The organism is Neorhizobium sp. T25_13 (assembly GCF_002968675.1).
Classification (GTDB): Bacteria; Pseudomonadota; Alphaproteobacteria; order Rhizobiales; family Rhizobiaceae; genus Neorhizobium; species Neorhizobium tomejilense.
This window is the reverse complement of record NZ_PVBI01000001.1, coordinates 137,903-161,419: the sequence shown is the minus strand read 5'-3', so window position 1 is coordinate 161,419 and position 23,517 is coordinate 137,903. Positions and strand designations below refer to the sequence as shown.

Below are 23,517 nucleotides of genomic sequence, written 5' to 3'. Positions count from 1 at the left end.
TTTGGTACTATATAGTGGTACCAAATAGCATGAAGAAACGCCATCGCGCCACGCTTGAGCTGATCTATGCAAGGCCCGTGAGCGGTTCGATCCGTTGGGTGGATATCGAGGCCCTGTTCGAAGCGCTTGGAGCGGACGTGACCGAGCGGGAGGGATCCCGGGTCGGTGTCGTGCTGTTCGGCGAGGTCAGGGTGTTCCATCGCCCACATCCATCCCCCGATACGGACAAGGGCGCGGTCGCCAGCATTCGAAAATGGCTTGAAAGCCATGGAGTGAAACCATGAGAAATGTCATCGAAATCGAAGGTCACAAAGCGGTTGTCTCACTTGATCCGGAGATCGGCATGTTTCGCGGGGAGTTCCTCGGCCTGAATGGCGGCGCCGACTTCTATTCTGATAGTCTCGATGGCCTGATGGCGGAGGGTCAAAAGTCGCTCCAGACCTTCCTCGAAATCTGCAAGGAAAAGAGGATTGAGCCTTTTCGCTCGTTTTCGGGGCGATTCAACGTCCGGCTCGATCCGCGCACCCATGAAGCGGCCGTCATCGCCGCTGCCGCCAACGATCAAAGCCTCAACGAATGGCTTGCCGAGACAATCGCGACCGCAGCACGGTCGTAGTGGCACCGCTCGCGCAAATTCGACATTGCCACCCATCTTCGCCTGACACATCGTCGCAACCGGGCATCAGGCCTTGGGTCCCGCATCCGCTGAGCCTATATAAAGCGGGCCGCAAATGCGGCGGAACCCAAGGTTTTGAGATGAGCGACGAATTGCAGGGACGCGCGGCACATATCGCGGCGATCCGGGAACGCGCGGAAGCGGAAATGAAGGCGATCGGCATCGACGACGCCTTCATCGGCACGCTGGTCGATACGTTTTACGGCCGCATACTGGAGCATCCGGAACTGGGGCCTGTGTTCGACGCACGGCTTTCCGGACGCTGGCCGGAGCATATGGCGAAAATGAAAAGCTTCTGGTCCTCCGTCGCCTTCCGCAACGGTGCCTATGGCGGAAAGCCGGTCCAGGCGCATGCAGGCATCGCCAATATGAGCCCTGAGCTTTTCCCGAAATGGCTGGAGCTGTTTGCCGCGACGCTGGACGACATTGCTCCGAGCCCGGAGGCGAAAGCCTGGTTCATGACAACGGCTGAGCGCATCGCAAAAAGCCTGACGCTATCGCTCTTCTACAATCCGGCGCTCGACAACCCGGCGCTCAAGCAGGCCTGACGGCTGGCGGCGACCTGATGTCTAGAGGTCGCGGCCCGCATCCAGCGCTTCTTCGGCCTCATCGATCGACATCTCGAAGATCCTCTTGCCGATATCGAAGCTGAAACCTGCCCTGGCGAAGGCGGAAAACTCCTTAGCCGTGCGTTTTTCGTCGAGCTCGCTCTTGCGGAACGGCCCGAAGGCGCGTTTGCGGGCCAGGATGAGGGCCGCGTGAAAATCATCCGCCTCGGCAATGGCGGCCGCGACGGTGCTGCTCGCCACGCCCTTCTGCGACAGTTTCTGGGCAATGGCCCGTCTGGACCTGCCGCCGCGCATGCCCGAGCGAGTGCTCATTTCGGCAAAGGCGACATCATCCAGCGCCTTGTTGTCATAGGCGAATTTCACGGCGAATTCGGCAAGCGCCCTGACCTGGGTCTCACCGATATCCTCGAATTTCTCACGTGCCTTGCGCGCTATGGCATCGAAGAGCTGCTTTTCCGTGTGCATGCGCCGGTTTATGCGATAGATCGTTGAATTGCGCGCCCAGGAGAGCATGCGCGGCGTCGGCGCATCGGATTGCTGCGTCTCGTCGTCCAGATCCAGTTTAAGCCTCCGACCGCTTTTACCGCCGCTTCCTGCGATGCGGCGCCGGACTTCTTACATCATGCCGCCGCGGCGAAACAACATCATCGCGGCAGCCGCGTCAGACGGCAGGAGCGGCATTCAGCACATCCTGATGCACGACGATACGGGCGTGGTAGGGGACGCGCGCATAGAGATCCATGACGTCCTGGTTGACCAAGCGCACGCAGCCCGACGACGTCGCCTTGCCGATCGAGGCCCATTCCGGCGAGCCATGCAGGCGGTAGAGCGTATCCTGGCCATTCTGGAAGATGTAGAGGGCGCGCGCGCCAAGCGGGTTCTTGACGCCCGGATCCATGCCGCCGTTCTCGATCGAAAACTTCTTGAGGCTCGGCTGGCGCGCGACCATCTCGTTCGGCGGTTTCCAGCGCGGCCAGGGCTGGCGCCAGTGGATGACGCCTTCGCCCTGCCAGGCAAAACCGTCCTTGCCGATGCCGACGCCGTAACGCATCGCCGTGCCGCCGGGTTCGACCACGTAGAGGAAACGGCCGGGCGTATCGACGACCACCGTGCCCGGCAGTTCGCCGGTCGGATCGACCACGCGCTGGCGATAATATTTCGGGTCGATCTGCTTGTAGGGGATTGCCGGCAACAAGTGGCCGCTGTCCTCGACGGCGGCGTATCGCGCCTGCAGCTCCGCTTCGCTCGGGGGCTCGATCGGACGGCGGGCCATTTCCGGAACCGGAGCCCGTTCAGCGGTGGTGGCGCAGCCGGCAAGCGTCGCGGTCATCGAGACGGAGCCTATCACGAAGGCGCGCCGCGACATCTGGTATTCGCTGGTCATGGACCGAAAGATCTTTCTGAAAATCAACGTATGTGAGCTAGTAGCGGTTTCCAGCACACACCAGCAAGGCGCGTCGCATCACATCACGGTGACCTTTCCGTCATCGAGCGGGGGCAAATTCAATCCGTCGCCCTGGCCTCGTAAAACGCCCTGACGTCACCGGCAAAACTCCTGCGCGAATCCGGCTTGGTGTAGAACATGTGCCCGCCGCGATAGACCTTGAGGTCGGCGCGGCCGGCAGCGAGTTCGGGCGGCAGGTGGTCGATGACGTAGCGGCTGGCGCCGTAAGGCGTCAGCGCGTCGCTGTAGCCATGGGCGATCATCAGCTTGAAGGACGGGATGACCGAAAGCAGGTCGCGGATGTCGGTGCTGGCGCTGGCGAGCGAGCGCGAATCTGCGCCATGGCTGCCGTTCCATTCCCAGCGGCGGTTCACCTCCTCGTTTAGCAGCGAATAGGTCATTTCGGTCGCAAAGCCGAGTTCGTTGCGGGCATAGGCGGCAAAGGTGGCGCCATAGGCGCGCGTGTAACCTTCGAGGATCGGGTCGTCGTTGCGGGTCGAGGATTCTTCCGGATAGGCATCCGGCACCCCATAGGAGGCGTCGTAGGGGCTGACGATCTTTCCCGGTCCTCCCATCTGCTTGGTATAGACATTACCGACGAAACCGCGGGTTCGGGTGACGACCTCCCTTGGAATACCGGTGAGTTCGGACACCCGACCGTAGAACGCTTCGGCTGCCTGGCCGGTGGGGGAGGGGCCGGCTAGCCCGACGAGATAGTCACCGCTCGCGAAACGCTCGGCATCGGCAAGCTTTTCCGGCGTGAACTGGTTGCGGCGCTCCAACTCGGCTGCGGCGAGCGAGGGAAGCTGCAGTGCCGCACTCAGGGGATCGTCGGAATTGGCAAGGAACCGGCCTTCGACCAGCGGCGACAGCATGATGATGCCCGAGGCCAGCATCCCCTGACTGTTCTTCAGAGACACGGCGACCTTGGCAGCTCGAAAACCGCCATAGCTCTCGCCGAGCAGGTATTTCGGCGCATCGAGCCGGTTGTTCTTCTGGACGTAGAGCGCGATCGCCTTGGACAGGCTGTCGGCATCCTGTCGCACGCCGTAATAACCGCCGGCCGCATCATTGCTGGCGGCGCGGCTCCAGCCGGTACCGATCGGATCGATCAGCACCAGATCGGTAAATGCGAGCCAGCTTTCGGGATTGTCCTTCAGCCGGGGCGTCGTGCCGTTGTCGCCGGTCGTGCCGAATTCCAGGATTTTTGGACCGACCAGGCCGAGATGCAGGTAGGCGGAGGCGGCGCCCGGGCCGCCGTTGAAGGCGAAGGTGAGCGGCCGGCCGGGTTCGCGGTTTTTGGCGATATAGGCGGTGTAGAAAATCTTCGCCGAGCGGTTGCCGTCCTGACCGAACAGATCGAGCGTGCCGGCCGTCGCGGTATAGGGGAGATCGCCGGAAGGCGCCTTGAAGACATGTTCGGTGGTGGAATCGGCCGGAATCAGGCTGAATATGCCGCCACCGGCACCTTGTTCCGCCTGGCGGCCGCGCTCGCGGTTCTCGTCACCGCCGCGCGGCTGCTGCGCCAGAACTGGCGCTGAGAGGGCCAGGACTATGGCAAGAGATGCAATTATCCGATGAACCGTCAAACTGAAATCCTCCTTGGCCAGCCGCACCCTATGTAGGGCGGCGCGCCGATCCGCAAAACTCAACTCCTATTGATCGACGGGGCAGGGGCCCTCGGCTCGCCAATTTTCAATTTTTCTTAGCGGCGCCCTGCAGATAACGGTGCAAATCCGCGGCCGGCGGTGCGGATTTCCACGCGAACGGTGGTCACAAGCGCACATAAAATTTACGCTCGCGCCCATGATTCCCAAGGCCGTATCACCGAAGACGTCGTTTCAGACCATGCCGGCAGCTCGCTGGGCAAGTCCCCAGACCTTTGCCGCAGACACCGCGGATGCGGCATTCATGGCGGGTGGCGCGCTTTATCCGCTCGACCAGATCGTCCGGGCCGAACCTGACTGGGCCGGCGCCTGGCGGCAGCGGCTGGCGCTGAAATGCGCGGCGGCGGCGGTTCGGCTTGCCGGGCGCTCGGAAGACGAGGCGGGGCTGCGGGATGCCTGGCTGTTGCGCAAGCCGGGAGATGATCCCGGTCCCGCCGGACAGATCCTTTCGGCCTGGAAGCGGCTTGGCTCGCGTTCGGCCGTGCTCGATGCGGAGGTGGTGCAGGCGATAGCCGGCATGCTCGGCATCAAATGGGACGAGCCGCTGGCAACGCTCGCGCAGACGTTTGACGACCTCGGCCTCGCCGGATCAGCTGCGCCGTTCGCGGCTGCGGCGATCATCCGCGAGACGCACGCCATCCGTCCCGACGCCGAAGCGCTCGGCTGGTGGCTGGCCGATCTCCTTCTGGCGCAGAAGCTGCGCTGGCCCGTGCCCGTGCCGCTGTTGATGAGCCAGCGCTTTTCTTCGGTGTTCCGCGCCGAGGGCGGGCGCGGCCGCATCCGGCCCGGCGAAGAAGGGTTCGACCGGGCGATCTGCCTGGCCCTGGTGCATGCCGCGACCGAAGCCGGCCGGCTGGCGGTGGAGATTGCCCGGCGCGCCGAGCGGCTTGCCCTCGTCACGCCAAAGCTGCGTGCAAAAGGGGCGGAGGACGGGCTGCGCCTGCTGCTCTGCGATGACGCCGTTTCCGGCTCCCTGCAGACACCGAACCTTTCCCGTTTCGCGTCGCGCCGGCTGTTCGAGCGGCTGCAGCAGCTGGAAGCGGTGCGCGAGCTTTCCGGTCGCCCCACCTTCCGCATCTACGGGCTTTGAGCATGGCGAAGCGGGCGCGGCAAATCGTCATCGACAAGGAGCTTCTCCACCTGACGCAGGAGGAGCGGCATCGCCAATGGGCGGCGCGGGTGGAGGCGGTGATCTTTGCCTCTTCCGAGCCCGTCACACGGAAAGCGCTGGAGCGCGTCGTCGGCGAGGAATGCGATATCGAAGCGATCATCGAGGAGATCCGCGAGTCACTCAGCGGCCGGCCTTATGAACTCGTCGCGGTCGCCGGCGGCTGGCAGCATCGCACCCGGCCGGAATTTGCCGATGTCATCCACGCCTCCGGCGCCGCCAATGCCCCTCCGGCAGATCTGACCGATCATCAGGCCTTGGTGCTGATGACGGTCGGTTATTTCCAACCGGTGACGCGCGCCGAAATCTCGAAGATTTTCGGGCGCGAGGTAAGCCGCGATACGATCGCAACGCTCCGGCAGCTCGGCTTCCTCGCCTCCGGCCCGCGCAGTCCGACGCCCGGTGCGCCCTATACCTATATCACCACGCCGGCCTTCCTCACCGCCTTCGGTTTCGACACGCTGCGCGACCTGCCGGATACGGAAATGCTGGAGGACGCCGGGCTGCTGAGCCGCACGCTGCCGGTCGACGATTTCGTCGAGCCGGAACTGGAAGACGACGACGACTAGCAGCAGTGCTTGAAATGTGCGGAAATTGAGCTCATATTGAGCAGCAGATGATCAAAACAGGATCAGGACTTTCTCATGGCTCATGCTTTTGAAATCGGCGCCGCCGCTTTCCGTGAACCCCAGTCCGCGCTTCTGTCGGCGCGGCGGGTGTCCGACCTTCTCGGCCTGACGCATGCGGAATTGGCGAAACTGATCGGCGTCGCTCGCAACACGCTGACGGCCAAAAGCGGCGCCCGCAAGGTCGATATGGCGCTCTCCCCGGTCGTGCGGATTCTGGCGATGGCGAGCGAGATGGCCGGCGACGAAAACCGCGCGGCGATCTGGTTCAAGCACCAGCCGATCCCCGGTTGGGCCGGCAAGACGGCTTACGATCTCGTCGGCGAGGGCAAGGCCGACAAGGTGCTCGCCTATCTGGAGGCGGTGCGCTCCGGCGTTTATGCCTGAACCGATCATCCTCTGGCGTGCCTATGTGCCGCGCTGGGCGCATGCGCCGCTGTCCGGCGACGGCGCTGCCCGTTTCGGCGGGCGCTGGAACCCGGTCGGCGCGGCGACCATCTATGCCGCGCGCGAGCTTTCCACCGCCTGGGCGGAGTACAATCAGGGTTTCGTCCAGCACCCGGCCCTGATCGCCCAGCTCCGGCTTGAGAGCGCGCGGCTCGCGGATTTGACCAGCCCGGAGGTTCTGGCGGGTCTTGGTATCGACGAGGCGATCCACCGCTGCGAATGGCGCGATGATCTCGACGCCGGGCGGTTGCCGTCAACGCATCTGCTCAGAGAGAGGCTGCTGCAGGAGGGCCACGACGGCGTCGTCTATCCATCCTTCATGTCGCCGGGCGGAACCTGTGTCGCCCTCTGGCACTGGAACGGCAAGGACCAGCCGAAGCTCACGATCACGGACCCCGACGGTCGGCTGCCGAAAAGCCCGGCTTCCTGGCTATAGTTGGGAACGCGTCGTCGTTTCCCTCCACGAATGGAATCGATCCGAGGCAGCGGCGCTCAATGTCACACCCACAGCTGTATGGAAAATACTCCGTTCAACCTTGGCATTTAAAATTTAGCGGAATGTAATGTTTTGGATGCATGCTGGGGCCGAGAGAAAGCGGTGCACATGCAGCAGAACATTCGTATCACATCGCACGTCACGATCGTGCTGACATTGCTGACAGCCCTGACAGCGCTGCTTCTCGCCGGCTTCATGTGGCTTGCCTCAGCGAAGGTGGATGATCTCGCCTTGATCCGCCAGAAGGGTTATGTCGAACAGGGCCTCGACGAGCAGGTGAAAGCCGTACAGCATGAACTGGAAAGCGTCACGGTGTGGAACGACGCGGTCCTGCTTGTCGCCAAGGACGATCACCCATGGATTGCCGAGAATATCGGCGCATGGATGCACAAATATTTCAGCCATAACCGCACCTACGTGTTCAACGCGCGGGACGAACTGGTCTTCGCCATGCGGGACGGCGAGGATATTGCGGCCCTGACCTTCCTCGACGATGAAAAGGCTGCGGCTGCCGTGCGGGAAAATGTCCGCGCGGTGCTCCGCAAACGGATCATACCGGGCGATTTCGCTCCTCCGGTGCTTGCCGAGATTTTCGCGGAGAAGATTCTCTCGATCGCTGGCCGCCCGGCCGTCGTCAGCGCGAGACCGATCGTCCCGAGCAGCGACGAGGTCTCGCTCGATGGCGGCAAGGAATTCATCGCGGTCGCCGTCAGGTTCCTGGATGCCAGCGCGGTCGAAAAAGTCGCTCGTTACGCGCGGCTCGAAACGCTGCATTTTACCACCGACGCGGCCGAAACGACTGCGGCCATCCCGGTCATGGCCACTGCCGGCCCGACGCTTGGATATATGGCATGGCAGCCCATCCGGCCGGGCCTGATGCTCATCGAGCAGATCGCTCCGGTCGGCATTGCCGGCATCGTCGTGGCGATGGGCGTGGTGATTTTCCTGGGCCTCGGCCTGCGCAAGACAACCCTCGACCTGTCCGAGAGCCGCCTGGCACTGATGCGCCACCGCGATCAGCTCGAAGAGAGCGTCAGGCTCCGGACGGCGGAGATCGAGCGCCAGCGGGAGGAACTCGACAGGCTCTTGGCGCAGGAGCGGCATGTGAACGCCCTGCAGCGTCAGTTCGTCACCATGGCGTCCCATGAGTTCCGCACACCGCTTGCGATCATCGATGCCGCGGCACAGCGCCTGTCGCGCACCAAAACCAATCAGAAGCCCGAATATGTGGAAGAAAAATCGGCCCAGATCCGCTCCGCCGTGCTGCGCATGGTGGACCTGATGGAGAGCATCCTGTCGGCGGGCCGGCTGGAGACCGGCAAGACGACACTGAAGCCGGAACGCCTCTCGCTGGCGGAGATCATCGAAGCCTGCTGTGCCCGACAGATGGATGTTCGCAAATCCCACACGATTCACCGGGACCTTTCGCATCTGCCGCAAACGATCCTTGCCGACCGCACCACGATCGAACAGGTCTTCACCAACCTGCTTTCGAATGCCGTCAAATATGCTCCCCACGCGCCGGACATCCATATCCGGACCTCGACGAAGAACGGCATGTCCTATGTGTCCATCCAGGATGCCGGCATCGGCATGGATGCCGAGGACCTGCCAAAACTTTTCCAGCCCTATTACCGGGCCCGCAGCGCGACCGGCATCGCCGGCACCGGCATCGGCCTCAACCTCGTCAAGCAGATCGTCGACCTGCATGGCGGTTCGATCTCCGTCGAAAGCGTGCTCGGCCGGGGAACAACATTCACGGTGGCGCTCCCGAACAAGGGACCGCTGGCAAATCTCATCAAACGTGCAGCTTAGGGAATAGCAGGATGATTACCGTACTATGCATCGACGACGAAGCGGATATCCGCCAGCTCATCGTCGAGGAACTGGCGGACGCCGGATTTGCAACTCTGGAGGCGGCCAACGGGCAGGAGGGTCTCGAAGCCATCCTGGCGTATTGGCCGGACATCGTCATCTGCGACATTTCGATGCCCGTCATGGACGGTCATCAGCTCCTGGCAGAAATCCAGATGAACCATGCCGAACTCTTCAACATCCCCTTCATCCTGCTGTCGGCCTTGACAGACAAGGACAATGTGTTGACGGGCCTGCGGGCAGGGGCGGCTGACTATCTGACCAAACCGATCGATTTCGATCTTCTGCTGGCAAAGCTCGCCGGCTGCATCGCCCGCCTCGAAAACGACCGGGCCGTCGGCCGGGCGCTCTGATTTCACGGCAAGGCGGCGTTGACCAGCCTGCAGCGGGCGTCGAGCCTATCGATGCACCGCTGTGGGTCTCGCCGTGTTTTGAGCTTGCGGCGATTTTCCGGACGAGGCTTCCGCCAGCGCCGAGGCTTTTGTCACTCACCCTTGGAGGGTTCGTCGCGTTCGCGAAGATTGCGGGCGACGAGGCGACAGAGGTCGCGGAGTTGCTGGTAGCTCTCTTGCGGCAGGAACGAAAACACTTCGCGCTCGACGGCGTCGGCGGCCGCATCGCAGGCCTTGATCATCCGCTTGCCTTCGGTCGTCAGGCTCATGCGCAGGATGCGGCGGTTGGCCGGATCTTCCTTGCGGGTGATGAGATTGCGGCGCTGCAGCCCGCCGATCAGCTCGTTCATCGTCTGCGGCGTCACGAAGAAACGGCGCGACAGTTCGGCCGAGGAGAGGCCTTCGCGGCTGCCGATCACGCTCAGCACCGTATACTGGATACCAGTCATCTGCAGCGCCGACAGTGCGGCCTCCAGCCGGCTGCGCACGGCATGATTTGCCTGGTTCAGGAAGTAGATTGCCCGGGGCTGCTGCATCACCCAGTCGCTGGTGCTTGCTTCTTCGGGCTTCATGTCTTCAGCCATCACGATGCGGCGACCTTCTACAAAACGGTTATATGAGCGGGGTAGCGGAGAAAATGCAGCCGCACAAGCCGGGTTGCACGAAACCCTCAACTTACTGAGGCGCCAAGTCGCATCGACAGGGATCTGGCAGCGTGCAGCGTGGCGGTCAGCGGCAGGCCCGAAGGCGTAATATCGAAGCCATCCTGGCGGCCGAGTACGGTGATGACCGCTTTCAGGTGCGCCCGGTGATCGAAGACGGGAGCGGCAACGGCTGAGAAATCCGGAACCGTGGACGGCAGCGTTGCGGCATAACCTTCGCGGCGAACATCCGAGAGTTCGGTTATGAAACGCGCGGCCGAGGCCTCCGCTTCGCCATCCTGTTGCATCATGGCGCGCAGGTGGTGTTCCCATTCGGCGTTCGGCAGGTTGGCCATGAAGACCCGCCCGGTCGCGGTCGGCCACAGCCGCACCAGTGATCCGACCTTGATCTCGTAGACGCTGTCGGAGCGGCCCTCGATCTTGTCGACCACGACAGGCGCATCGCCGTTCCAAACCGCCAGCGTCACCGTCTCGCCGAGTTCGGCGGCAAGCTGCGAGATCGTCGCGCGTGCAAGGCTGAGAAAATCGGTGCGCGAAAGCGAGGCAAGTCCGAGTTGTAGCGCCGAATCGCCGAGATCGTAAAGGCCGGACAGCCGGTCCTGAGCGGCAAAACCGGTGCGCACCAGGCTGACCAGATAACCATGCGCCATGCTGGGCGTCATCCCGGCAGCCGCTGCGATATCGTTCAGCCGCAACGCACGGCCGGCATGCTGGATCGCCGTCAGCACCTTCAGGCCCTTTTCAAGCGACTGGATGCCGGCGCCCTTGGTTTCCGGGCCCTTGCCTGCCGCTTTCTGCTTTACCGACGCGTCCATGACCTCTCCGCTTGACGTGCTCATTCATCTTTATACAATATAACTGAATGATTTCAAGAATATTGAAATCGGCGCGAAGGATAGGGAGGAGACCTTGGCGGAATATCTGGTTTGTTCGGAGGAAGAGATCGCCGATGGCGGCCGCAAGGTCGTCGCCTGCGGGGAGCGGGAAATCGGCATTTTTCGGGTAAAAGGCGCGCTGCATGCCTGGCACAACATGTGCCCGCATCGTCAGGGCCCGATCTGTCAGGGCCGCATCTATCCTCAAGTCATCGAACCCGTCGATGAAAGGCAGGAGGTGCGGACGCTTCAATACAATGAAGAGAACATGCACGTCGCCTGTCCGTGGCATGGCTGGGAATTCAACCTGGAGACAGGCCGCAATGCCGGGCCGGCCAAATACCGCCTTCACCGCGCCGAACTGGCGATCCGGGAGGGGCAGATCTATGTCGTCCTCTGAGCCCACATTACGCAACGACCCCTATGGCTGGATCGAGGACGCTACCGCCGAGATCGAGAAGGCGACGGCCGAACTGCTGGAAAACGGCGAGGCATCGCGCGTCTCGGATGAAGCAGTCGCCCGGATGATGACGGCGGCGATCCGGCTTTACGTCGCCAAGAGCGACGGCGAGGAACGCACGTTCCGACCGCTGACCGGCACCCGCGACGAAACGGTGACCGCCACCGAGGCACTCTCCGCCGTTTCGGAAATCCTACGCGCCCTGCATCTCGGGCCGATGGAACTGGCGCTCTGGTATCGGCGCCGACCGGATGAACTCTGAGGCATAAATCCACTCTTTCGCCTGAGGAGAGCGAACATGGATATTTCCAACAAGGATCGCGCCCGCGAGTTGCCGGTGCAGCAGATCGACGTCTTCACCGATACGCGCGACATCCTTGCGCATGCCAACAAGGCGGCCAGGAAGCGCGGTTTCGAGGACTGGCTGATCTGCGACGTGGACGCCCACCACACCGAGACGATTTCCTGGCACGAACTGGTGCAATATATCGAGGACCCCGTCATCCGCCATCAGGCGATGCTCTTCCACGACGAGAAGATGGGCACCGCCTCCTACGGTTTGAACGGCGACATGGGCCTGAAATACCAGGATGTCGGCGGCCGCATTCCGCACCAGGCGGGCATTCGCGAAAAGGTCGATGACGGCGTGCATCGTGACGTGACGCTGTCTCGCCGGGCGATGAGCGCACTCGGCGTCGACTATATGGTGCTGTTTCCAACGCCGATGCTGACGCTCGGGCTGCATCCGCAGCCGGAAATGGAAGTCTATCTCGGCCGCGCCTATAACCGCTGGCTGATCGACAAGGTGCTCTCCAAGGACGACCGGCTGAAGACGCTCGCCTATCTGCCGTTCAACGTACCCAAGGAAGCGGAACGCACCATCGAGGAATTTTCCGGCCAGCCGGGTGTCATCGGTTTCTGCGTGCCCTCCACCCGCCATAAGCCGGTGCACCACAACGATTACATGCGCGTCTATGCCATGCTCGAGGAGCGCAACCTGCCGATCGCGTTCCATGCCGCCTATCACTGGCAGGACCAGTCGCTGTCGACCATCAACCGCTTCCTCGGCATGCACGCGCTTGGCTTCGTCTGGTGCAATATGGTGCACATGACCAACTGGATCCTGAACGGCATTCCGGAGCGTTTTCCGAAATTGAAAAGCATCTGGGTGGAGAGCGGGCTCGCCTGGATACCCTTCCTGATGCAGCGGCTCGATGACCAGTACCTGATGCGACCTTCCGAGGCGCCGCAGCTGAAAAAGCTGCCGAGCGAATATATGCGGGAAAACTGCTGGTACACGACCCAGCCGATGGAAACGGTCAACATGAAGGCGCTGCAGCTGACGCTGGAGATGATCAACGCCGAGAGCCAGCTCCTGTTTGCATCCGACTGGCCGCATTTCGATTTCGACCTGCCGCAGGAAATCTACGACCTGCCATTCCTGAGCGAACAGGCGAAGCGGAATATCCTCGGGCTGAATGCGGCGAAGTTGTTCAACCTGGACCCGATGCCGCGCAAGACCTTGTGATCTCAGATTCTGCGGCAGGCGGGTACACCCCCTCATCCGCCTGCCGGCACCTTCTCCCCAAGGGGAGAAGAGGTATGCCGTGCCGTCGCTATTCCTTCCTCTCCCCTCGGGGAGAGGGTGGCCGAGCGTAGCGGAGGCCGGGTGAGGGCACACGATAGAGAGAGGCAGTCTCACATGACCATCACCGGAGGCGATTCCATCGTCGCTTCACTGCGCGCCCACGATGTGGATACCGTCTTCGGCATACCGGGTGCCCAACTCTATGGCCTGTTCGATGCCTTTCAGCGCGACGGCATGCGGGTGATCACGCCGCGGCACGAGCAGACATGCGCCTATATGGCGTTCGGTTACGCCCGAGCCTCGGGCAATCCCGGTGTCTATTCCGTCGTGCCCGGCCCGGGCGTGCTCAACACGGGCGCTGCGCTGCTGACCGCGTGGGGCTGCAACGAGCCGGTTCTGTGCCTGACCGGGCAGGTACCGACCGCGTTTCTCGGCAAGGGTCGCGGCCATCTGCACGAGATGCGCGACCAGCGCGCCGTTCTCGCCGGCATCGCCAAGTCTGCCGAACGCGCCGACAAAGCAGCGGACGTTTCCGCCGCTATCGCCCACGCGTTTCGCGAGATGCGCTCGCTGAAACCCGGCCCGGCGACGGTGGAAATGCCCTGGGAACAGTTCGTGGCGGAGGGTGAATTCGAGATCGCCCGGCCGCTCGAAAACCATCCGGATCCAATAGCCGACGTGGCGATCGGTGAGGCGGCTGCTATGATCGGCAGGGCGGAGCGGCCGATGATCTTCGTTGGGCCCGGCGCATTCGAGGCCCGTGACGAGGTGCTGCGGCTTGCTGAAATGCTGCACGCGCCGGTGGTCGGCTTTCGCTCCGGGCGCGGCGTGGTCTCCAACCGCCACGAACTCGGCCTCACCATTGCCGAAGCGCGAAAGCTCTGGCCGGTGGTCGATTGCGTCATTGGCATCGGCACCCGGCTCGAGGTGCCGAGCTGGCGTTGGAAGCCGAGAGCCGAAGTGCCGGTGGTGCGGCTGGAAATCGATGCGGAGGAACTGACCCGCACGCCGGAGGCCCTCGGCGTACTCGGCCGGGCGAAGACCTCCCTCACAGCGCTGCTTGACGAGCTCAAACCGCGGACGCTCTCCAACGACTGGCAGAAAGCGATCCGAAAGGCGCGCGTGGAAACGGCGCAAGCCATCCAGGAAATCTCGCCGCATTACGAATATCTGCAGGCGATCCGCGCAGCCCTTCCGGACGACGGCATCCTCGTCGAAGAGGTCTGCCAGTCCGGTTTCGCCTCCTGGTACTGCTATCCGGTCTACGAACCACGCACCTTCATCTCGACCGGCTTCCAGGGCACACTCGGCTTCGGCTTTCCGACCGCGCTTGGCGTCAAGGTTGCCCGGCCGGACGTGCCGGTCGTATCGATCGCGGGCGATGGCGGCTTCATGTTCGCCGCCCAGGAGCTGGCGACCGCCGCTCAATACGGCATCGACGTCATCACCGTCGTTTTCAACAATTCCGCCTTCGGCAACGTGAAGCGCGACCAGAGCGAAGCTTTCGGCGGACGGCTGATCGGCTCGGAGCTCAAGAACCCGGATTTCGACAAGCTCGCCACCGCCTTCCATGTGGATTTCGCCCGAGTGAGTGCGCCGGAGGATCTCCGCACCGCAATCGAGACCGCCATCGCCCGCGGCGGCCCGTGGCTGATCGAAGTGCCGCTGTCGATAGAAAACGAAGTCAGCCCCTGGAAATTCATTCATGGCTGATCCGTCGATGACGAATTCCGTTCGACATCGACGAAAATGCCTATCGTCATGGCAGGGAGCCGTATAAAGTCGGACACCAGAATTCGAGCCGGGGAGGGCATCGTTTCCGTGACATCAGACCAGAAAACCATGCGTATCGTTGTGCTGACGGCGGTTCTGCCGGCTTCGGTAGTCTCGACGCTCGAAGGCATGGGCGGGCGGCAAATGTCGGTCGCGGACGTCGCTGCAGGCGGCGAGATGCCGGGCGTGCAGGTGCTGGTCACCGATCCCGGCGTCGGCGCCAACGCGGATATTCTCGCAAAATTCCCCGACCTGAAGCTGGTCGCCTGTTACGGTATCGGCATCGACTCGATCCATATGCCGACCATCAAGGCGCGCGGCATCGGCATTTCCAATACGCCGGGCCTGTTGACGGAGGATGTCGCCGACCTCGCCATGGCGCTGATGCTGGCTTCTGCCCGCGATATCGTGCCCCAGACCCAATATGTCCGCGACGGCCGATGGACGACGATCGCGGCAAAGGTCCCGCTCGGCCGCTCACTCAAGAACAAAGCGATCGGCATTGTCGGACTCGGCAATATTGGCGCGGCGATTGCGGAACGGGCCGCCGCTTTCCGCATGCGGGTTTCGTATCATGGGCCGCGGCAGAAACCTGTCCCTTATGCCTACATGCCGGATCTCGTCGCGATGGCGAAGGAGAGCGATTTCCTCGTCGTCGCCAGCCGCGGCGGCGAGGACACCAGGAAAATCGTCAACCGCGAAGTGCTGGAGGCGCTCGGACCTCAGGGCACGCTGGTCAACGTCTCGCGCGGTTCAATTGTCGACGAGGCGGCGCTTGTGGAGGCGCTCAGGACCGGCAAGCTCGGCTTTGCGGCGCTGGACGTGTTTGCCAACGAGCCGAGGGTTTCGGAAAAGCTGCTGTGGATGCCGAATGTCATCATGACGCCGCACCAGGGCAGCGCGACTGCGGAAACCCGCCTCGCCATGGCCCTTTTGCTGATCGAGAATGTCCAAGCGTTTTTCAAGGGGACGCCGCTGCCGACGCCGGTGGTCCCGATCGCGATCTGGGCTTTTGAACTGTAGGGAGGAATTCAAATGGCATTTCAACGTCACGTCATCGGACTGGCAGGACAGGACCGATCCGGCGAAGTCATTACCGAGTTCGACCGCGCCTCGGTCACCGACGAGGAATGGGCCGTCCGCGTCGATCTCGCCGCCGCCTATCGTCTCGCAGCACTCCACGGCTGGGACGACCTCATCTACACACATATCTCGGCCCGCGTGCCAGGCACGGACAATCACTTCCTGATCAACCCGTTCGGGCTCGCCTTCGACGAGATCAAGGCGAGCAACCTCGTCAAGATCGACCACGAGGCGAAGATCATCGGCAAGTCGGACTACCCGGTGAACGGTGCCGGTTTCGTCATCCACCACGCCGTGCACAAGGCGCGCCACGAGCTCAACTGCGTCATGCACCTGCATACCGAGGCAGGCATGGCGCTTTCCATGCTCGATTGCGGCCTGCTGCCGCTCTCCCAGCATTCGATGTTCTTCTACAACCGCGTCGGCTATCACGGCTACGAGGGCCTGGCCCTCAACATGGAAGAGCAGGAAAGGCTGATCCACGATCTCGGCCCGCACAAGAACATGATCCTCAAGAACCACGGCACGCTGACATCGGGCGAAAGTGTCGGCGAGGCGTTCGTGTGGACCTTCTGGCTGGAGAAAGCCGCCCGCGCCCAGCTCGCCGCCATGGCCGCCCAGCCGCAGGGTCTCACCGTTCCGGCAGAAAAGATCGCCGAGCTAACCGCGCATATGTACGAGATGTCGCCGGCAAAGCCGGGACTGAAGGAATGGCCGGCGATGCTGCGCAAGCTGGATCGGATCGATCCGAGCTATCGCGACTGACATCTGAAATGACCGCTTACCGGGAACTGGCGGGCTTTCCTCTCATTCTCCGCAACGAAAAAGCCGGCGTTTCCGCCGGCTTTTTATTTGCTTCAGCAGGTCTTACTGCTGCGGGATCTGGGCGATCGCCACGTAGTCCTTCCACTCCGCGATCGTCTTGATCATCAGAGCCTGGGCTTCGGCCGGGGTGGAGATGTAGGGGTCGCCACCCTGGTCGGCCAGGAACTTCTGGGTTTCCGGCGCCTGCAGGACGGTATTGAACCAGCCGTTGATCTTGGTGGTGATGTCTTCCGGCGTGCCCTTGGCAACCATGGCACCCCACCAGCCGAGCTGGTCGACGTCAAAGCCCTGTTCCTTCAGGGTCGGAATGTTCGGAGCGCCCTTCATGCGTTCCGGCGAGCCGACGCCGAGAAGACGGAAGCGGCCTTCGCGCTGCTGGGCGAGGGCAAAGACCGGATCGTAGGAGCCGAAGTCCATTGCGCCGCTGGTCATGTCGTTGAGCGAGTCGGCGGCGGTCTTGTACTGGACCGAAACGGTCTCAAGGCCGGCTTTCTGCTTGTAGACCTCGGCCATGACCTTGCCCGAAGTGGCGTTGACGGCATAGGAGCCACCGTCGCCCTTTTCCTTCATGGCGGCGGTCAGTTCCTTCAGGTCCTTGTAGGGCGCGTCCTTGGCGACGGCGATCATGAAGGCCTGCTTGTTGATGGTGGCAATCGTCATCAGGTCCTTGCCGACGTCGATCGGCGGCTTCTTCATGATCCACATGTTGCCGGCGATCGAGTTGCCGGAATGGACGAAGATCGTGTAGCCGTCCGGCTTGGAGCGCGACGTGTATTCAGCGGCGATGTTGCTGAGCGCGCCCGGCTTGTTTTCGACGATGATCGTGGCGCCGGCGACCTTGGACACCTTGTCCGCGAAATAGCGGACGAGAACGTCGGCGCCGGAGCCGGCCGGGAAGGCGCAGACGAAGGTTATCGTCTGCTCCGGATAAGCGGCCTGGGCGGGGGTAACGTTTGCAATCTGTGCGACCGCCAGCATCGCCATGGCGGCGGTGGCTTGCGCGATCTTCTTAAGCCATTTTGTCACTTTTCATCTCCTATGGCGGTTCGTAAGGGTCCCTGCGAAAGAACCTGCCGCACTATGGCGAGAGGGTCTTTCGAATCGGTTGATTAATTTTGCGGAATCTTGGCCATGGCCACATACGTCTTCCACTCCTCGACGGTCTTGGCGAGCAGTGCCTGACCCTCGTCTGGAGTGCCGACATAGACGTCACCGCCGAATTTCGCGAGGAAGGCGACGGTATCGGGTTGGGCCAGGACTTCGTTGAACAGCGCGTTGATCTTGTCGACCACCGGCTTCGGCGTCGCCTTCGGAACGAAGGAACCCCACCAGCCGAGCTGGTCTATGTCATAGCCCTGTTCCTTGGCGGTCGGGATGTTGGGCAGCGACTTCAGCCGGATCGGCGAACCGGTTGCGAGGATCCGGACACGCTTCTCGTTGGCCTGCGACAGGGAGAAAACCGGATCGTGGACGCCGTAGTCGAGAGAGCCGCTCAGCATGTCGTTGAGCGAATCCTTGGCGTCCTTGAACGAGACTTCGACCGGATCGACGCCAGCGACCTGCTTGTAGATTTCGCCGAGAACCTTGCCGGATGTCGCAGCCGTTGCGTAGCTGGCGTTGTTGCCCTTTTCCTTCAGCACCTTGGTCAGCTCCTTCATGTCCTTGATCGGGCTGTCGTAAGCCACGACGAACATGAAGGCCTGCTTGTTGATGAAGGAGGTGGTCTGCAGCTCCTTGACGACGTCGATCGGCGGCGCCTTGAACAGCGACATGTTGGCCGCCGTCGAGGTGCCGGAATGGACGTAGATCGAATATCCGTCCGGCTTGGCGCGGGCGGTGTACATGGCGGCGATGTTGCCGGCGGCCCCCGGCTTGTTTTCGACGATCACCGTCTGGCCGGCGACCTTGGCGAACTTGTCGGCAAAGAAGCGGACCAGGACGTCGGCGCCGGAGCCGGCCGGGAAGGCGCAGACGAACGTGATCTGGCCGTTCGGATAAGCACCCTGCGCGAACGCACCAAAGGGTGCGAGCGCGGCGGCCGCGGCAGTCGCCATCATCAGGTTTCTGCGTGAGATTTCAGTGGTCATCGGTACAAGTTCCTCCCTTGAACGCCCCAGTCATTCCCGTAGCAAGCTTCCGTGAAGCCCGTTGAACAAGCCTCAGTTTTGCGGGATCTTCGCCAACGCCACATAGGCACGCCACTCCTCGACGGTCTTTGCAAGAAGCTCGTCGACCTCCTTCGGCGTTCCTTTGAAGACGTCCCCACCGAACTTGTTCAGGAAGGCTTCCGTTTCCGGCTGGTCAAGCACGTCCCGGAACAGTGCGTTCAGCTTCAGAACGACATCGTCCGGCGTCTTGGCCGGCACGAACACACCCCACCATCCAAGCTGGTCGACATTGAGGCCATATTCCTTGATGGCCGGAATCTCGGGCGTCGATTTCATGCGCTGCGGCGAGCCGACCGCGAGCAACCGCAGGCGCCCCTCGCGCTGCTGGCTGAGCGCGAAGACCGGGTCGAGCGCCGCGAAATCCAGCTGGCCGCTGGTGATATCGTTCAGGGAATCCGGACCGGTCTTGTAGGCGACTTCGGTCGCCGAGACGCCTGCCAGCTGCAGGTAGACTTCAGCGAGAACCTTGCCCGAGGTCGCGGTCGAGCCATAGGTGGCATCGCCAGCCTTGGCCTTCAGATGCTCGGTGAGCTGCTTCATGTCCTTGATCGGGCTGTCCGCCGCGACCGCGATCATGAAGGGCTGCTTGTTGATGAACTGAACCCCTCGCAGCGCCTTGGTGACGTCGATCGCGGGTTTCTTGAACAGCGACATGTTGGCCGCGGTCGAGGTGCCCGAATGGACGTAGACGGTATAACCGTCCGGCTTGGCGCGGCTGACATATTCGGCGGCGATATTGCCGTTGGCGCCCGGCTTGTTCTCGACGATCACCGTCTGCTTTGAAACGACCGCCACCTTTTCGGAGAAGAAGCGGACGAGAACGTCGGCGCCGCTGCCGGCCGGAAAGGCGCATACGAAGGTGATCGTACCGTTGGGATAGCTGGATTGTGCGAACGAGACACCGGGGAGAACGGCGGCCATCGTGGCCGCCGCAATCAAGGTGCGTCTTGTCAGTTTCAAATGTTGTTCAGTCATTGGCTCCTCCTCCAAAAAACCGTTGCAGAACGTCCGTTATTCCTCCTGGAACGCCTCCTCGCGTGTCTTTCGGAACTGCGGGAAGATGATCAGGCAAAGCATCAGGACCGTCGCCACGAGAAGCGTGGCCGAGATCGGACGGTCGATGAAGATCGTCGGATCGCCGCGCGAGATGACCAGCGAACGGCGCAGGTTTTCCTCCATCAGCGGGCCGAGAATGAAGCCGAGCACCATGGGCGCGGGCTCGCAGCCGAGCTTGAAGAGGATGTAGCCGAAGACCGTGAAGACGATCATCAGAACCATCATGAACGGTTCGGTGCTCGTCGAGTAGACGCCGATTGCGCAAAACAGCAGGATCGCCGGGTAGAGCAGGCGGTAGGGAACCGACAGAAGCTTCACCCAGATGCCGATCATCGGCAGGTTGATGACGACGAGCATCAGGTTGCCGATCCACATCGAAGCGACCATGCCCCAGAAGAGGTCCGGACGGGTGGTCATGACCGCCGCACCCGGCTGGATGCCCTGGATGATCATTGCGCCCATCATGATCGCCATGATCGGGTTCGACGGAATGCCGAGCGTCAGGAGCGGGATGAACGAGGTCTGGGCAGCAGCGTTGTTGGCCGCTTCCGGACCCGCGACGCCTTCGACCGCCCCGGTGCCGAACTTGCGCGGGTTCTTCGAGATCTTCTTTTCGAGCGTATAGCTGGCGAAGGAGGCAAGAACCGCGCCGCCGCCCGGCAGGATGCCGAGGAGCGAGCCGAGGCCCGTGCCGCGGAGAGCGGCCGGATAGGCTTCCTTGAATTCCTTTTTGGTCGGCCACATGTCACGCATGCGGGTGCTGATCGCTTCGCGCGGCGGCGGCGGATTCTCGAGGTTGCGGATGATTTCCACGATGCCGAAGAGGCCGAGAACCAGCGGCAGGAAGTCGATGCCTTCCCACAGGCCCGAAAGGCCGAAGGTATAGCGGGTAAGACCCGTGTTGATGTCGGTGCCGACAAGGCCGAGCAGCAGGCCGATCAAGACCATGGCAACGGCCTTCAGGACCGAACCGTGCGCCAGAACGATCGCCATGGTGAGACCAAGCAGCATCAACGCGAAATAATCCGGCGAATTGAACTGCTGGGCAATCGAGGCGAGCGGCGGACCGAAGGCCGCGATGAAGACGGTGCCGATCGTGCCGGCGAAGAACGAGCCGAGAGCCGCGATCGCGAGTGCCGCACCCGCACGGCCCTTGCGGGCCATCTGATGTCCCTCGATACAGGTCACCACCGAGGAGGCTTCACCCGGCATGTTGACCAGGATCGAGGTGGTGGAGCCGCCATATTGTGCCCCGTAATAGATGCCGGCCAGCATGATCAGCGACGAAAGCGGATCGAGCCCGAACGTGATCGGCAGCAGGATCGCCAGCGCGGGAATGGGTCCGATGCCTGGAAGAACGCCGATCAGCGTGCCGAGCACGACGCCGATCAGACAGAACATCAGGTTCTCGAGCGAGCCTGCAGCCATGAAGCCGGTTGCGAGGTGTTCAAAGACTTCCATGGATTACCTGCCCCACCAGACGGGCATTGGCTGCCCAAGCGCGTATACGAAGATGATAACGACGAACGCCGCCGTGGTGACCGCGAAGACGACGGTCTCGACAGGTTTGACGTCGCGCCGTGCATAGGCGGCGAACATGATCAACAGGATCGAGGAGATCACCGCGCCGATTTCAGCGATCAGGATGCCGAATGCGGCAATCGCCAGCAGGATGAAGACGATCGGGCGGAGCTGGATACGTTCGATGGCGGGACCTTCGATCGCCAGCGACTTTACCGTGACGATCAGCCCGATCAGTGCGATCAGGCCGCAAATGATCATCGGGAAATAGCCAGGGCCCATGTTGCGGGCGGAACCGAAGGTGAGGTCCGACCCGACATAGAGGCCGACCGCGCCGAAAAGGATGAACAAGATGCCCGCGCCGAAATCCTGCGGACTTTTGATGACCATGGTTTCCTCCCTGAAAACCCGACTATGAGAACCGGTCTGGCTCCCCTTGGGCACCGGCCAAACCGTCATTATGCATGTTCCTAGGGCCGTGCCTCGAATTCGCAGCCCTGAATTCGTCTATAGGCAACTAGATTTGACTATATACAAGAGTATTTCTCTTGTCAGTCAATCGAATTCCGTAGTCTCCCCTGTCGATCAGATACCACAGCCGCCCGCCGTTTTCGATCCTATCGCATTTATATCAGGAAGCCAGATATCCCTGGTGTAATTTCGTGACATCCTTTCCTGTTTTTGATCTGTGGATTGAAACTTTCAATTGCAGCCGCCGCTCCCAAGGGCTTGTCCGAAAGCTCCGGCGGGCAGATATGAAATTGGTTTTGAACAAAGTCAATTATACTTTATCAAAAATAGTTGACAGGCGCATGCGCGTCGGGAGAGATTGGCCGCCAGGATTTCAAAGGATAAAAAAATGAAGATTTCTGTCGTGGGAGGAGGGATTGGCGGGCTGACGGCGGCATTGTCGCTGCTCCGCCAGGGGTTTGACGTCGACGTGTACGAACAGGCGGTCGAGCTGAAAGAGGTCGGCGCCGGCGTTCAGGTCAGCGCCAACGGCACGCGGGTACTGTTTTCGCTCGGGCTCGAAGAAGACATCATGTCGATCGCCTCACAGGCGCAGGGCAAGGAAATTCGTCTCTGGAACACCGGGCAGACCTGGAAACTGTTCGACCTCGGCCCGCTTTCCATCCAGCGTTACAGCTTCCCCTATATCACCATCCACCGCAACGACCTGCACCAGACGCTGGCAGCCGGCGTGCGTCGCATCAAGCCCGATGCGATCAAGCTGTCCAAGAAATGCGTCGGGATCACCCAGGACGACAAGGGCGCGACCATCACCTTCGCCGACGGCACCACCGCCACTTCGGATATCGTCGTCGGCGCCGATGGGGTTCATTCGAAGATCCGCGAGACGCTGTTCGGCCGCGACGACCCGAAATTCACCGGCATTGTCGCCTGGCGCGGCGTCATCCCGGTCGAGCGCCTGCCGGAACGCATGCTGCGGCCGGTCGGCACCAACTGGATCGGTCCTGGCGGCCACGTCATCCAGTACCTTCTGCGCGGCGGCAAGCTGATGAATTACGTCTCGGTCGTCGAGCGCGCCGACTGGCAGGTCGAATCCTGGTCGGTCGCGGGCACCGTGGAAGAGTGCCTTGCCGACTATGAAGGCTGGCACGAAGACATCCACACGATGATCAAGGCAATCGACGTGCCCTACAAGTGGGCGCTGATGCTGCGGCCGCCGATGGACGACTGGACCCGCGGCCGCGTGACGCTACTCGGAGACGCGTGCCATCCGACATTGCCGTTCCTTGCCCAGGGCGCGGTGATGGCGATCGAGGACGGTTTCGTGCTCGCCCGCGCGCTTGCCGAGAACAATGGCAACTACGAAGCGGCCTTCGCCGGTTACGAGGCCGCCCGCGTCGAGCGTACCGGCAAGATCGTTCGTGGTGCGGAAGGTAACCTCAGCCGCTTCCACAATGCCGCATTGAAGGATCCGAAGCTGGCCGAGGACTACGTCAATGCCGAATGGCAGGAAGACAAGGTCAAGCAACGCTACGAATGGCTGTTCACCTACGACGCCACCTCGGTGCCGGTGGTGGCGGGAACCAGGTCGCCGGAAGCGGCCGCCTGAGGCCGCGATCACATTCATTCTCGAAAGCCCGTTCGCTGGTTTGCCGGCCGAGCGGGCGAAGCATAA

Annotated in this window: 26 protein-coding genes; 16 read left to right on the top strand and 10 right to left on the bottom strand. The window is 62.1% G+C overall.

All coding sequences use genetic code 11. The annotated features are described in order from the left end of the window. Positions 1–29: 29 nt before the first annotated feature. The 3 genes from C5J22_RS00850 to C5J22_RS00840 all read left to right on the top strand — a co-directional run bounded on the left by C5J22_RS00850 (position 30) and on the right by C5J22_RS00840 (position 1,224). On the top strand, positions 30–284 hold the full coding sequence (locus C5J22_RS00850) for a type II toxin-antitoxin system HicA family toxin (RefSeq protein ID WP_105436738.1): 255 nt from the start codon (positions 30–32) through the stop codon (positions 282–284). Further along, positions 281–616, top strand: coding sequence for a type II toxin-antitoxin system HicB family antitoxin (locus tag C5J22_RS31530; protein ID WP_105436737.1), 336 nt, complete (start codon positions 281–283; stop codon positions 614–616). Before C5J22_RS00850 ends, C5J22_RS31530 begins: the two co-directional genes overlap by 4 nt. Positions 617–756: 140 nt before the next feature. After that, the gene (locus C5J22_RS00840; RefSeq protein WP_105436736.1) at positions 757–1,224 is read left to right on the top strand and encodes a group III truncated hemoglobin; all 468 of its coding nucleotides are present in this window, start codon (positions 757–759) and stop codon (positions 1,222–1,224) included. 21 nt (positions 1,225–1,245) lie between these two features. Here the strand turns inward: C5J22_RS00840 and recX are convergent, their stop codons facing one another. The 3 genes from recX to C5J22_RS00825 form a co-directional block, all read right to left on the bottom strand. Then, a complete protein-coding gene (gene recX / locus C5J22_RS00835) occupies positions 1,246–1,800 on the bottom strand; it encodes a recombination regulator RecX (RefSeq protein WP_105436735.1) in 555 nt (184 codons plus the stop codon). Between the two features lie 106 nt (positions 1,801–1,906). After that, the gene (locus C5J22_RS00830) at positions 1,907–2,629 is read right to left on the bottom strand and encodes a L,D-transpeptidase (protein ID WP_105437164.1); all 723 of its coding nucleotides are present in this window, start codon (positions 2,627–2,629) and stop codon (positions 1,907–1,909) included. Positions 2,630–2,748: 119 nt separating this feature from the next. Beyond that, entirely contained in the window at positions 2,749–4,278 is a 1,530-nt protein-coding gene (locus C5J22_RS00825; RefSeq protein WP_245440248.1) for a S10 family peptidase, read from the bottom strand. 259 nt (positions 4,279–4,537) lie between these two features. On the opposite strand from C5J22_RS00825, the gene C5J22_RS00820 reads away from it, so the two are divergent. From C5J22_RS00820 to C5J22_RS00795, 6 genes are all read left to right on the top strand, one after another. Then, positions 4,538–5,446 (top strand): DUF1403 family protein, encoded by a 909-nt coding sequence (locus tag C5J22_RS00820; RefSeq protein ID WP_245440246.1) that lies wholly within the window; start codon positions 4,538–4,540, stop codon positions 5,444–5,446. 2 nt (positions 5,447–5,448) lie between these two features. Beyond that, the gene (locus C5J22_RS00815) at positions 5,449–6,093 is read left to right on the top strand and encodes an SMC-Scp complex subunit ScpB (RefSeq protein WP_105435061.1); all 645 of its coding nucleotides are present in this window, start codon (positions 5,449–5,451) and stop codon (positions 6,091–6,093) included. Between the two features lie 75 nt (positions 6,094–6,168). Next, the gene (locus C5J22_RS00810; protein WP_046632432.1) at positions 6,169–6,537 is read left to right on the top strand and encodes an antitoxin Xre/MbcA/ParS toxin-binding domain-containing protein; all 369 of its coding nucleotides are present in this window, start codon (positions 6,169–6,171) and stop codon (positions 6,535–6,537) included. After that, positions 6,530–7,033: an RES family NAD+ phosphorylase gene (locus C5J22_RS00805; protein WP_105436732.1), complete on the top strand. Its 504-nt coding sequence runs from the start codon at positions 6,530–6,532 to the stop codon at positions 7,031–7,033. Before C5J22_RS00810 ends, C5J22_RS00805 begins: the two co-directional genes overlap by 8 nt. A 168-nt stretch (positions 7,034–7,201) precedes the next feature. Next, positions 7,202–8,908, top strand: coding sequence for an ATP-binding protein (locus tag C5J22_RS00800; RefSeq protein WP_105436731.1), 1,707 nt, complete (start codon positions 7,202–7,204; stop codon positions 8,906–8,908). An 11-nt stretch (positions 8,909–8,919) separates the two neighbouring features. Next, positions 8,920–9,321, top strand: a complete 402-nt coding sequence (locus C5J22_RS00795; RefSeq protein WP_037084919.1) for a response regulator transcription factor — start codon at positions 8,920–8,922, stop codon at positions 9,319–9,321. Positions 9,322–9,452: 131 nt separating this feature from the next. On the opposite strand, the gene C5J22_RS00790 is transcribed toward C5J22_RS00795, so the two are convergent. Both C5J22_RS00790 and C5J22_RS00785 read right to left on the bottom strand, forming a co-directional pair. Beyond that, a complete protein-coding gene (locus C5J22_RS00790; protein WP_105435059.1) occupies positions 9,453–9,944 on the bottom strand; it encodes a MarR family winged helix-turn-helix transcriptional regulator in 492 nt (163 codons plus the stop codon). A gap of 86 nt (positions 9,945–10,030) precedes the next feature. After that, positions 10,031–10,837, bottom strand: coding sequence for an IclR family transcriptional regulator (locus C5J22_RS00785; RefSeq protein WP_172746465.1), 807 nt, complete (start codon positions 10,835–10,837; stop codon positions 10,031–10,033). A 94-nt stretch (positions 10,838–10,931) separates the two neighbouring features. On the opposite strand from C5J22_RS00785, the gene C5J22_RS00780 reads away from it, so the two are divergent. From C5J22_RS00780 to C5J22_RS00755, 6 genes are all read left to right on the top strand, one after another. Then, on the top strand, positions 10,932–11,297 hold the full coding sequence (locus tag C5J22_RS00780; protein WP_105436729.1) for a Rieske 2Fe-2S domain-containing protein: 366 nt from the start codon (positions 10,932–10,934) through the stop codon (positions 11,295–11,297). Then, positions 11,284–11,619 (top strand): hypothetical protein, encoded by a 336-nt coding sequence (locus C5J22_RS00775; RefSeq protein WP_037084912.1) that lies wholly within the window; start codon positions 11,284–11,286, stop codon positions 11,617–11,619. The genes C5J22_RS00780 and C5J22_RS00775 overlap by 14 nt, the downstream gene beginning before the upstream one ends. Positions 11,620–11,655: 36 nt before the next feature. Continuing rightward, positions 11,656–12,885 carry an amidohydrolase family protein gene (locus C5J22_RS00770; RefSeq protein WP_105436728.1) on the top strand — a complete coding sequence of 410 codons (1,230 nt, stop codon included), beginning with the start codon at positions 11,656–11,658 and terminating at the stop codon, positions 12,883–12,885. A 174-nt stretch (positions 12,886–13,059) separates the two neighbouring features. Further along, positions 13,060–14,658, top strand: a complete 1,599-nt coding sequence (locus C5J22_RS00765) for a thiamine pyrophosphate-dependent enzyme (RefSeq protein ID WP_105436727.1) — start codon at positions 13,060–13,062, stop codon at positions 14,656–14,658. A gap of 129 nt (positions 14,659–14,787) precedes the next feature. After that, entirely contained in the window at positions 14,788–15,741 is a 954-nt protein-coding gene (locus C5J22_RS00760; protein ID WP_205837136.1) for a 2-hydroxyacid dehydrogenase, read from the top strand. 12 nt (positions 15,742–15,753) lie between these two features. Then, complete coding sequence (locus tag C5J22_RS00755; RefSeq protein ID WP_105436726.1) at positions 15,754–16,566, top strand: class II aldolase/adducin family protein; 813 nt, start codon at positions 15,754–15,756, stop codon at positions 16,564–16,566. 102 nt (positions 16,567–16,668) lie between these two features. On the opposite strand, the gene C5J22_RS00750 is transcribed toward C5J22_RS00755, so the two are convergent. From C5J22_RS00750 to C5J22_RS00730, 5 genes are all read right to left on the bottom strand, one after another. Continuing rightward, on the bottom strand, positions 16,669–17,652 hold the full coding sequence (locus C5J22_RS00750) for a tripartite tricarboxylate transporter substrate binding protein (RefSeq protein ID WP_105404303.1): 984 nt from the start codon (positions 17,650–17,652) through the stop codon (positions 16,669–16,671). Positions 17,653–17,735: 83 nt separating this feature from the next. After that, positions 17,736–18,713: a tripartite tricarboxylate transporter substrate binding protein gene (locus C5J22_RS00745; RefSeq protein WP_105436725.1), complete on the bottom strand. Its 978-nt coding sequence runs from the start codon at positions 18,711–18,713 to the stop codon at positions 17,736–17,738. Positions 18,714–18,785: 72 nt separating this feature from the next. Next, the gene (locus C5J22_RS00740) at positions 18,786–19,769 is read right to left on the bottom strand and encodes a tripartite tricarboxylate transporter substrate binding protein (RefSeq protein WP_105436724.1); all 984 of its coding nucleotides are present in this window, start codon (positions 19,767–19,769) and stop codon (positions 18,786–18,788) included. 36 nt (positions 19,770–19,805) lie between these two features. Then, positions 19,806–21,311, bottom strand: coding sequence for a tripartite tricarboxylate transporter permease (locus C5J22_RS00735; protein ID WP_105404306.1), 1,506 nt, complete (start codon positions 21,309–21,311; stop codon positions 19,806–19,808). A gap of 3 nt (positions 21,312–21,314) precedes the next feature. Further along, positions 21,315–21,761 carry a tripartite tricarboxylate transporter TctB family protein gene (locus C5J22_RS00730; protein WP_172724165.1) on the bottom strand — a complete coding sequence of 149 codons (447 nt, stop codon included), beginning with the start codon at positions 21,759–21,761 and terminating at the stop codon, positions 21,315–21,317. 469 nt (positions 21,762–22,230) lie between these two features. Here C5J22_RS00730 and C5J22_RS00725 point away from each other — a divergent pair, with 469 nt between their 5' ends. After that, on the top strand, positions 22,231–23,451 hold the full coding sequence (locus C5J22_RS00725; RefSeq protein ID WP_105436722.1) for an FAD-dependent monooxygenase: 1,221 nt from the start codon (positions 22,231–22,233) through the stop codon (positions 23,449–23,451). Positions 23,452–23,517 lie beyond the last annotated feature (66 nt).

Coding starts and splice junctions, on each gene's coding strand:
- C5J22_RS00850 (WP_105436738.1), top strand. CDS start 30: ATGAAGAAACGCCATCGCGCCACGCTTGAGCTGATCTATGCAAGGCCC.
- C5J22_RS31530 (WP_105436737.1), top strand. CDS start 281: ATGAGAAATGTCATCGAAATCGAAGGTCACAAAGCGGTTGTCTCACTT.
- C5J22_RS00840 (WP_105436736.1), top strand. CDS start 757: ATGAGCGACGAATTGCAGGGACGCGCGGCACATATCGCGGCGATCCGG.
- C5J22_RS00830 (WP_105437164.1), bottom strand. CDS start 2,629: ATGACCAGCGAATACCAGATGTCGCGGCGCGCCTTCGTGATAGGCTCC.
- C5J22_RS00820 (WP_245440246.1), top strand. CDS start 4,538: ATGCCGGCAGCTCGCTGGGCAAGTCCCCAGACCTTTGCCGCAGACACC.
- C5J22_RS00815 (WP_105435061.1), top strand. CDS start 5,449: ATGGCGAAGCGGGCGCGGCAAATCGTCATCGACAAGGAGCTTCTCCAC.
- C5J22_RS00810 (WP_046632432.1), top strand. CDS start 6,169: ATGGCTCATGCTTTTGAAATCGGCGCCGCCGCTTTCCGTGAACCCCAG.
- C5J22_RS00805 (WP_105436732.1), top strand. CDS start 6,530: ATGCCTGAACCGATCATCCTCTGGCGTGCCTATGTGCCGCGCTGGGCG.
- C5J22_RS00800 (WP_105436731.1), top strand. CDS start 7,202: ATGCAGCAGAACATTCGTATCACATCGCACGTCACGATCGTGCTGACA.
- C5J22_RS00795 (WP_037084919.1), top strand. CDS start 8,920: ATGATTACCGTACTATGCATCGACGACGAAGCGGATATCCGCCAGCTC.
- C5J22_RS00790 (WP_105435059.1), bottom strand. CDS start 9,944: ATGGCTGAAGACATGAAGCCCGAAGAAGCAAGCACCAGCGACTGGGTG.
- C5J22_RS00785 (WP_172746465.1), bottom strand. CDS start 10,837: ATGGACGCGTCGGTAAAGCAGAAAGCGGCAGGCAAGGGCCCGGAAACC.
- C5J22_RS00775 (WP_037084912.1), top strand. CDS start 11,284: ATGTCGTCCTCTGAGCCCACATTACGCAACGACCCCTATGGCTGGATC.
- C5J22_RS00770 (WP_105436728.1), top strand. CDS start 11,656: ATGGATATTTCCAACAAGGATCGCGCCCGCGAGTTGCCGGTGCAGCAG.
- C5J22_RS00765 (WP_105436727.1), top strand. CDS start 13,060: ATGACCATCACCGGAGGCGATTCCATCGTCGCTTCACTGCGCGCCCAC.
- C5J22_RS00760 (WP_205837136.1), top strand. CDS start 14,788: ATGCGTATCGTTGTGCTGACGGCGGTTCTGCCGGCTTCGGTAGTCTCG.
- C5J22_RS00755 (WP_105436726.1), top strand. CDS start 15,754: ATGGCATTTCAACGTCACGTCATCGGACTGGCAGGACAGGACCGATCC.
- C5J22_RS00745 (WP_105436725.1), bottom strand. CDS start 18,713: ATGACCACTGAAATCTCACGCAGAAACCTGATGATGGCGACTGCCGCG.
- C5J22_RS00740 (WP_105436724.1), bottom strand. CDS start 19,769: ATGACTGAACAACATTTGAAACTGACAAGACGCACCTTGATTGCGGCG.
- C5J22_RS00735 (WP_105404306.1), bottom strand. CDS start 21,311: ATGGAAGTCTTTGAACACCTCGCAACCGGCTTCATGGCTGCAGGCTCG.
- C5J22_RS00730 (WP_172724165.1), bottom strand. CDS start 21,761: ATGGTCATCAAAAGTCCGCAGGATTTCGGCGCGGGCATCTTGTTCATC.
- C5J22_RS00725 (WP_105436722.1), top strand. CDS start 22,231: ATGAAGATTTCTGTCGTGGGAGGAGGGATTGGCGGGCTGACGGCGGCA.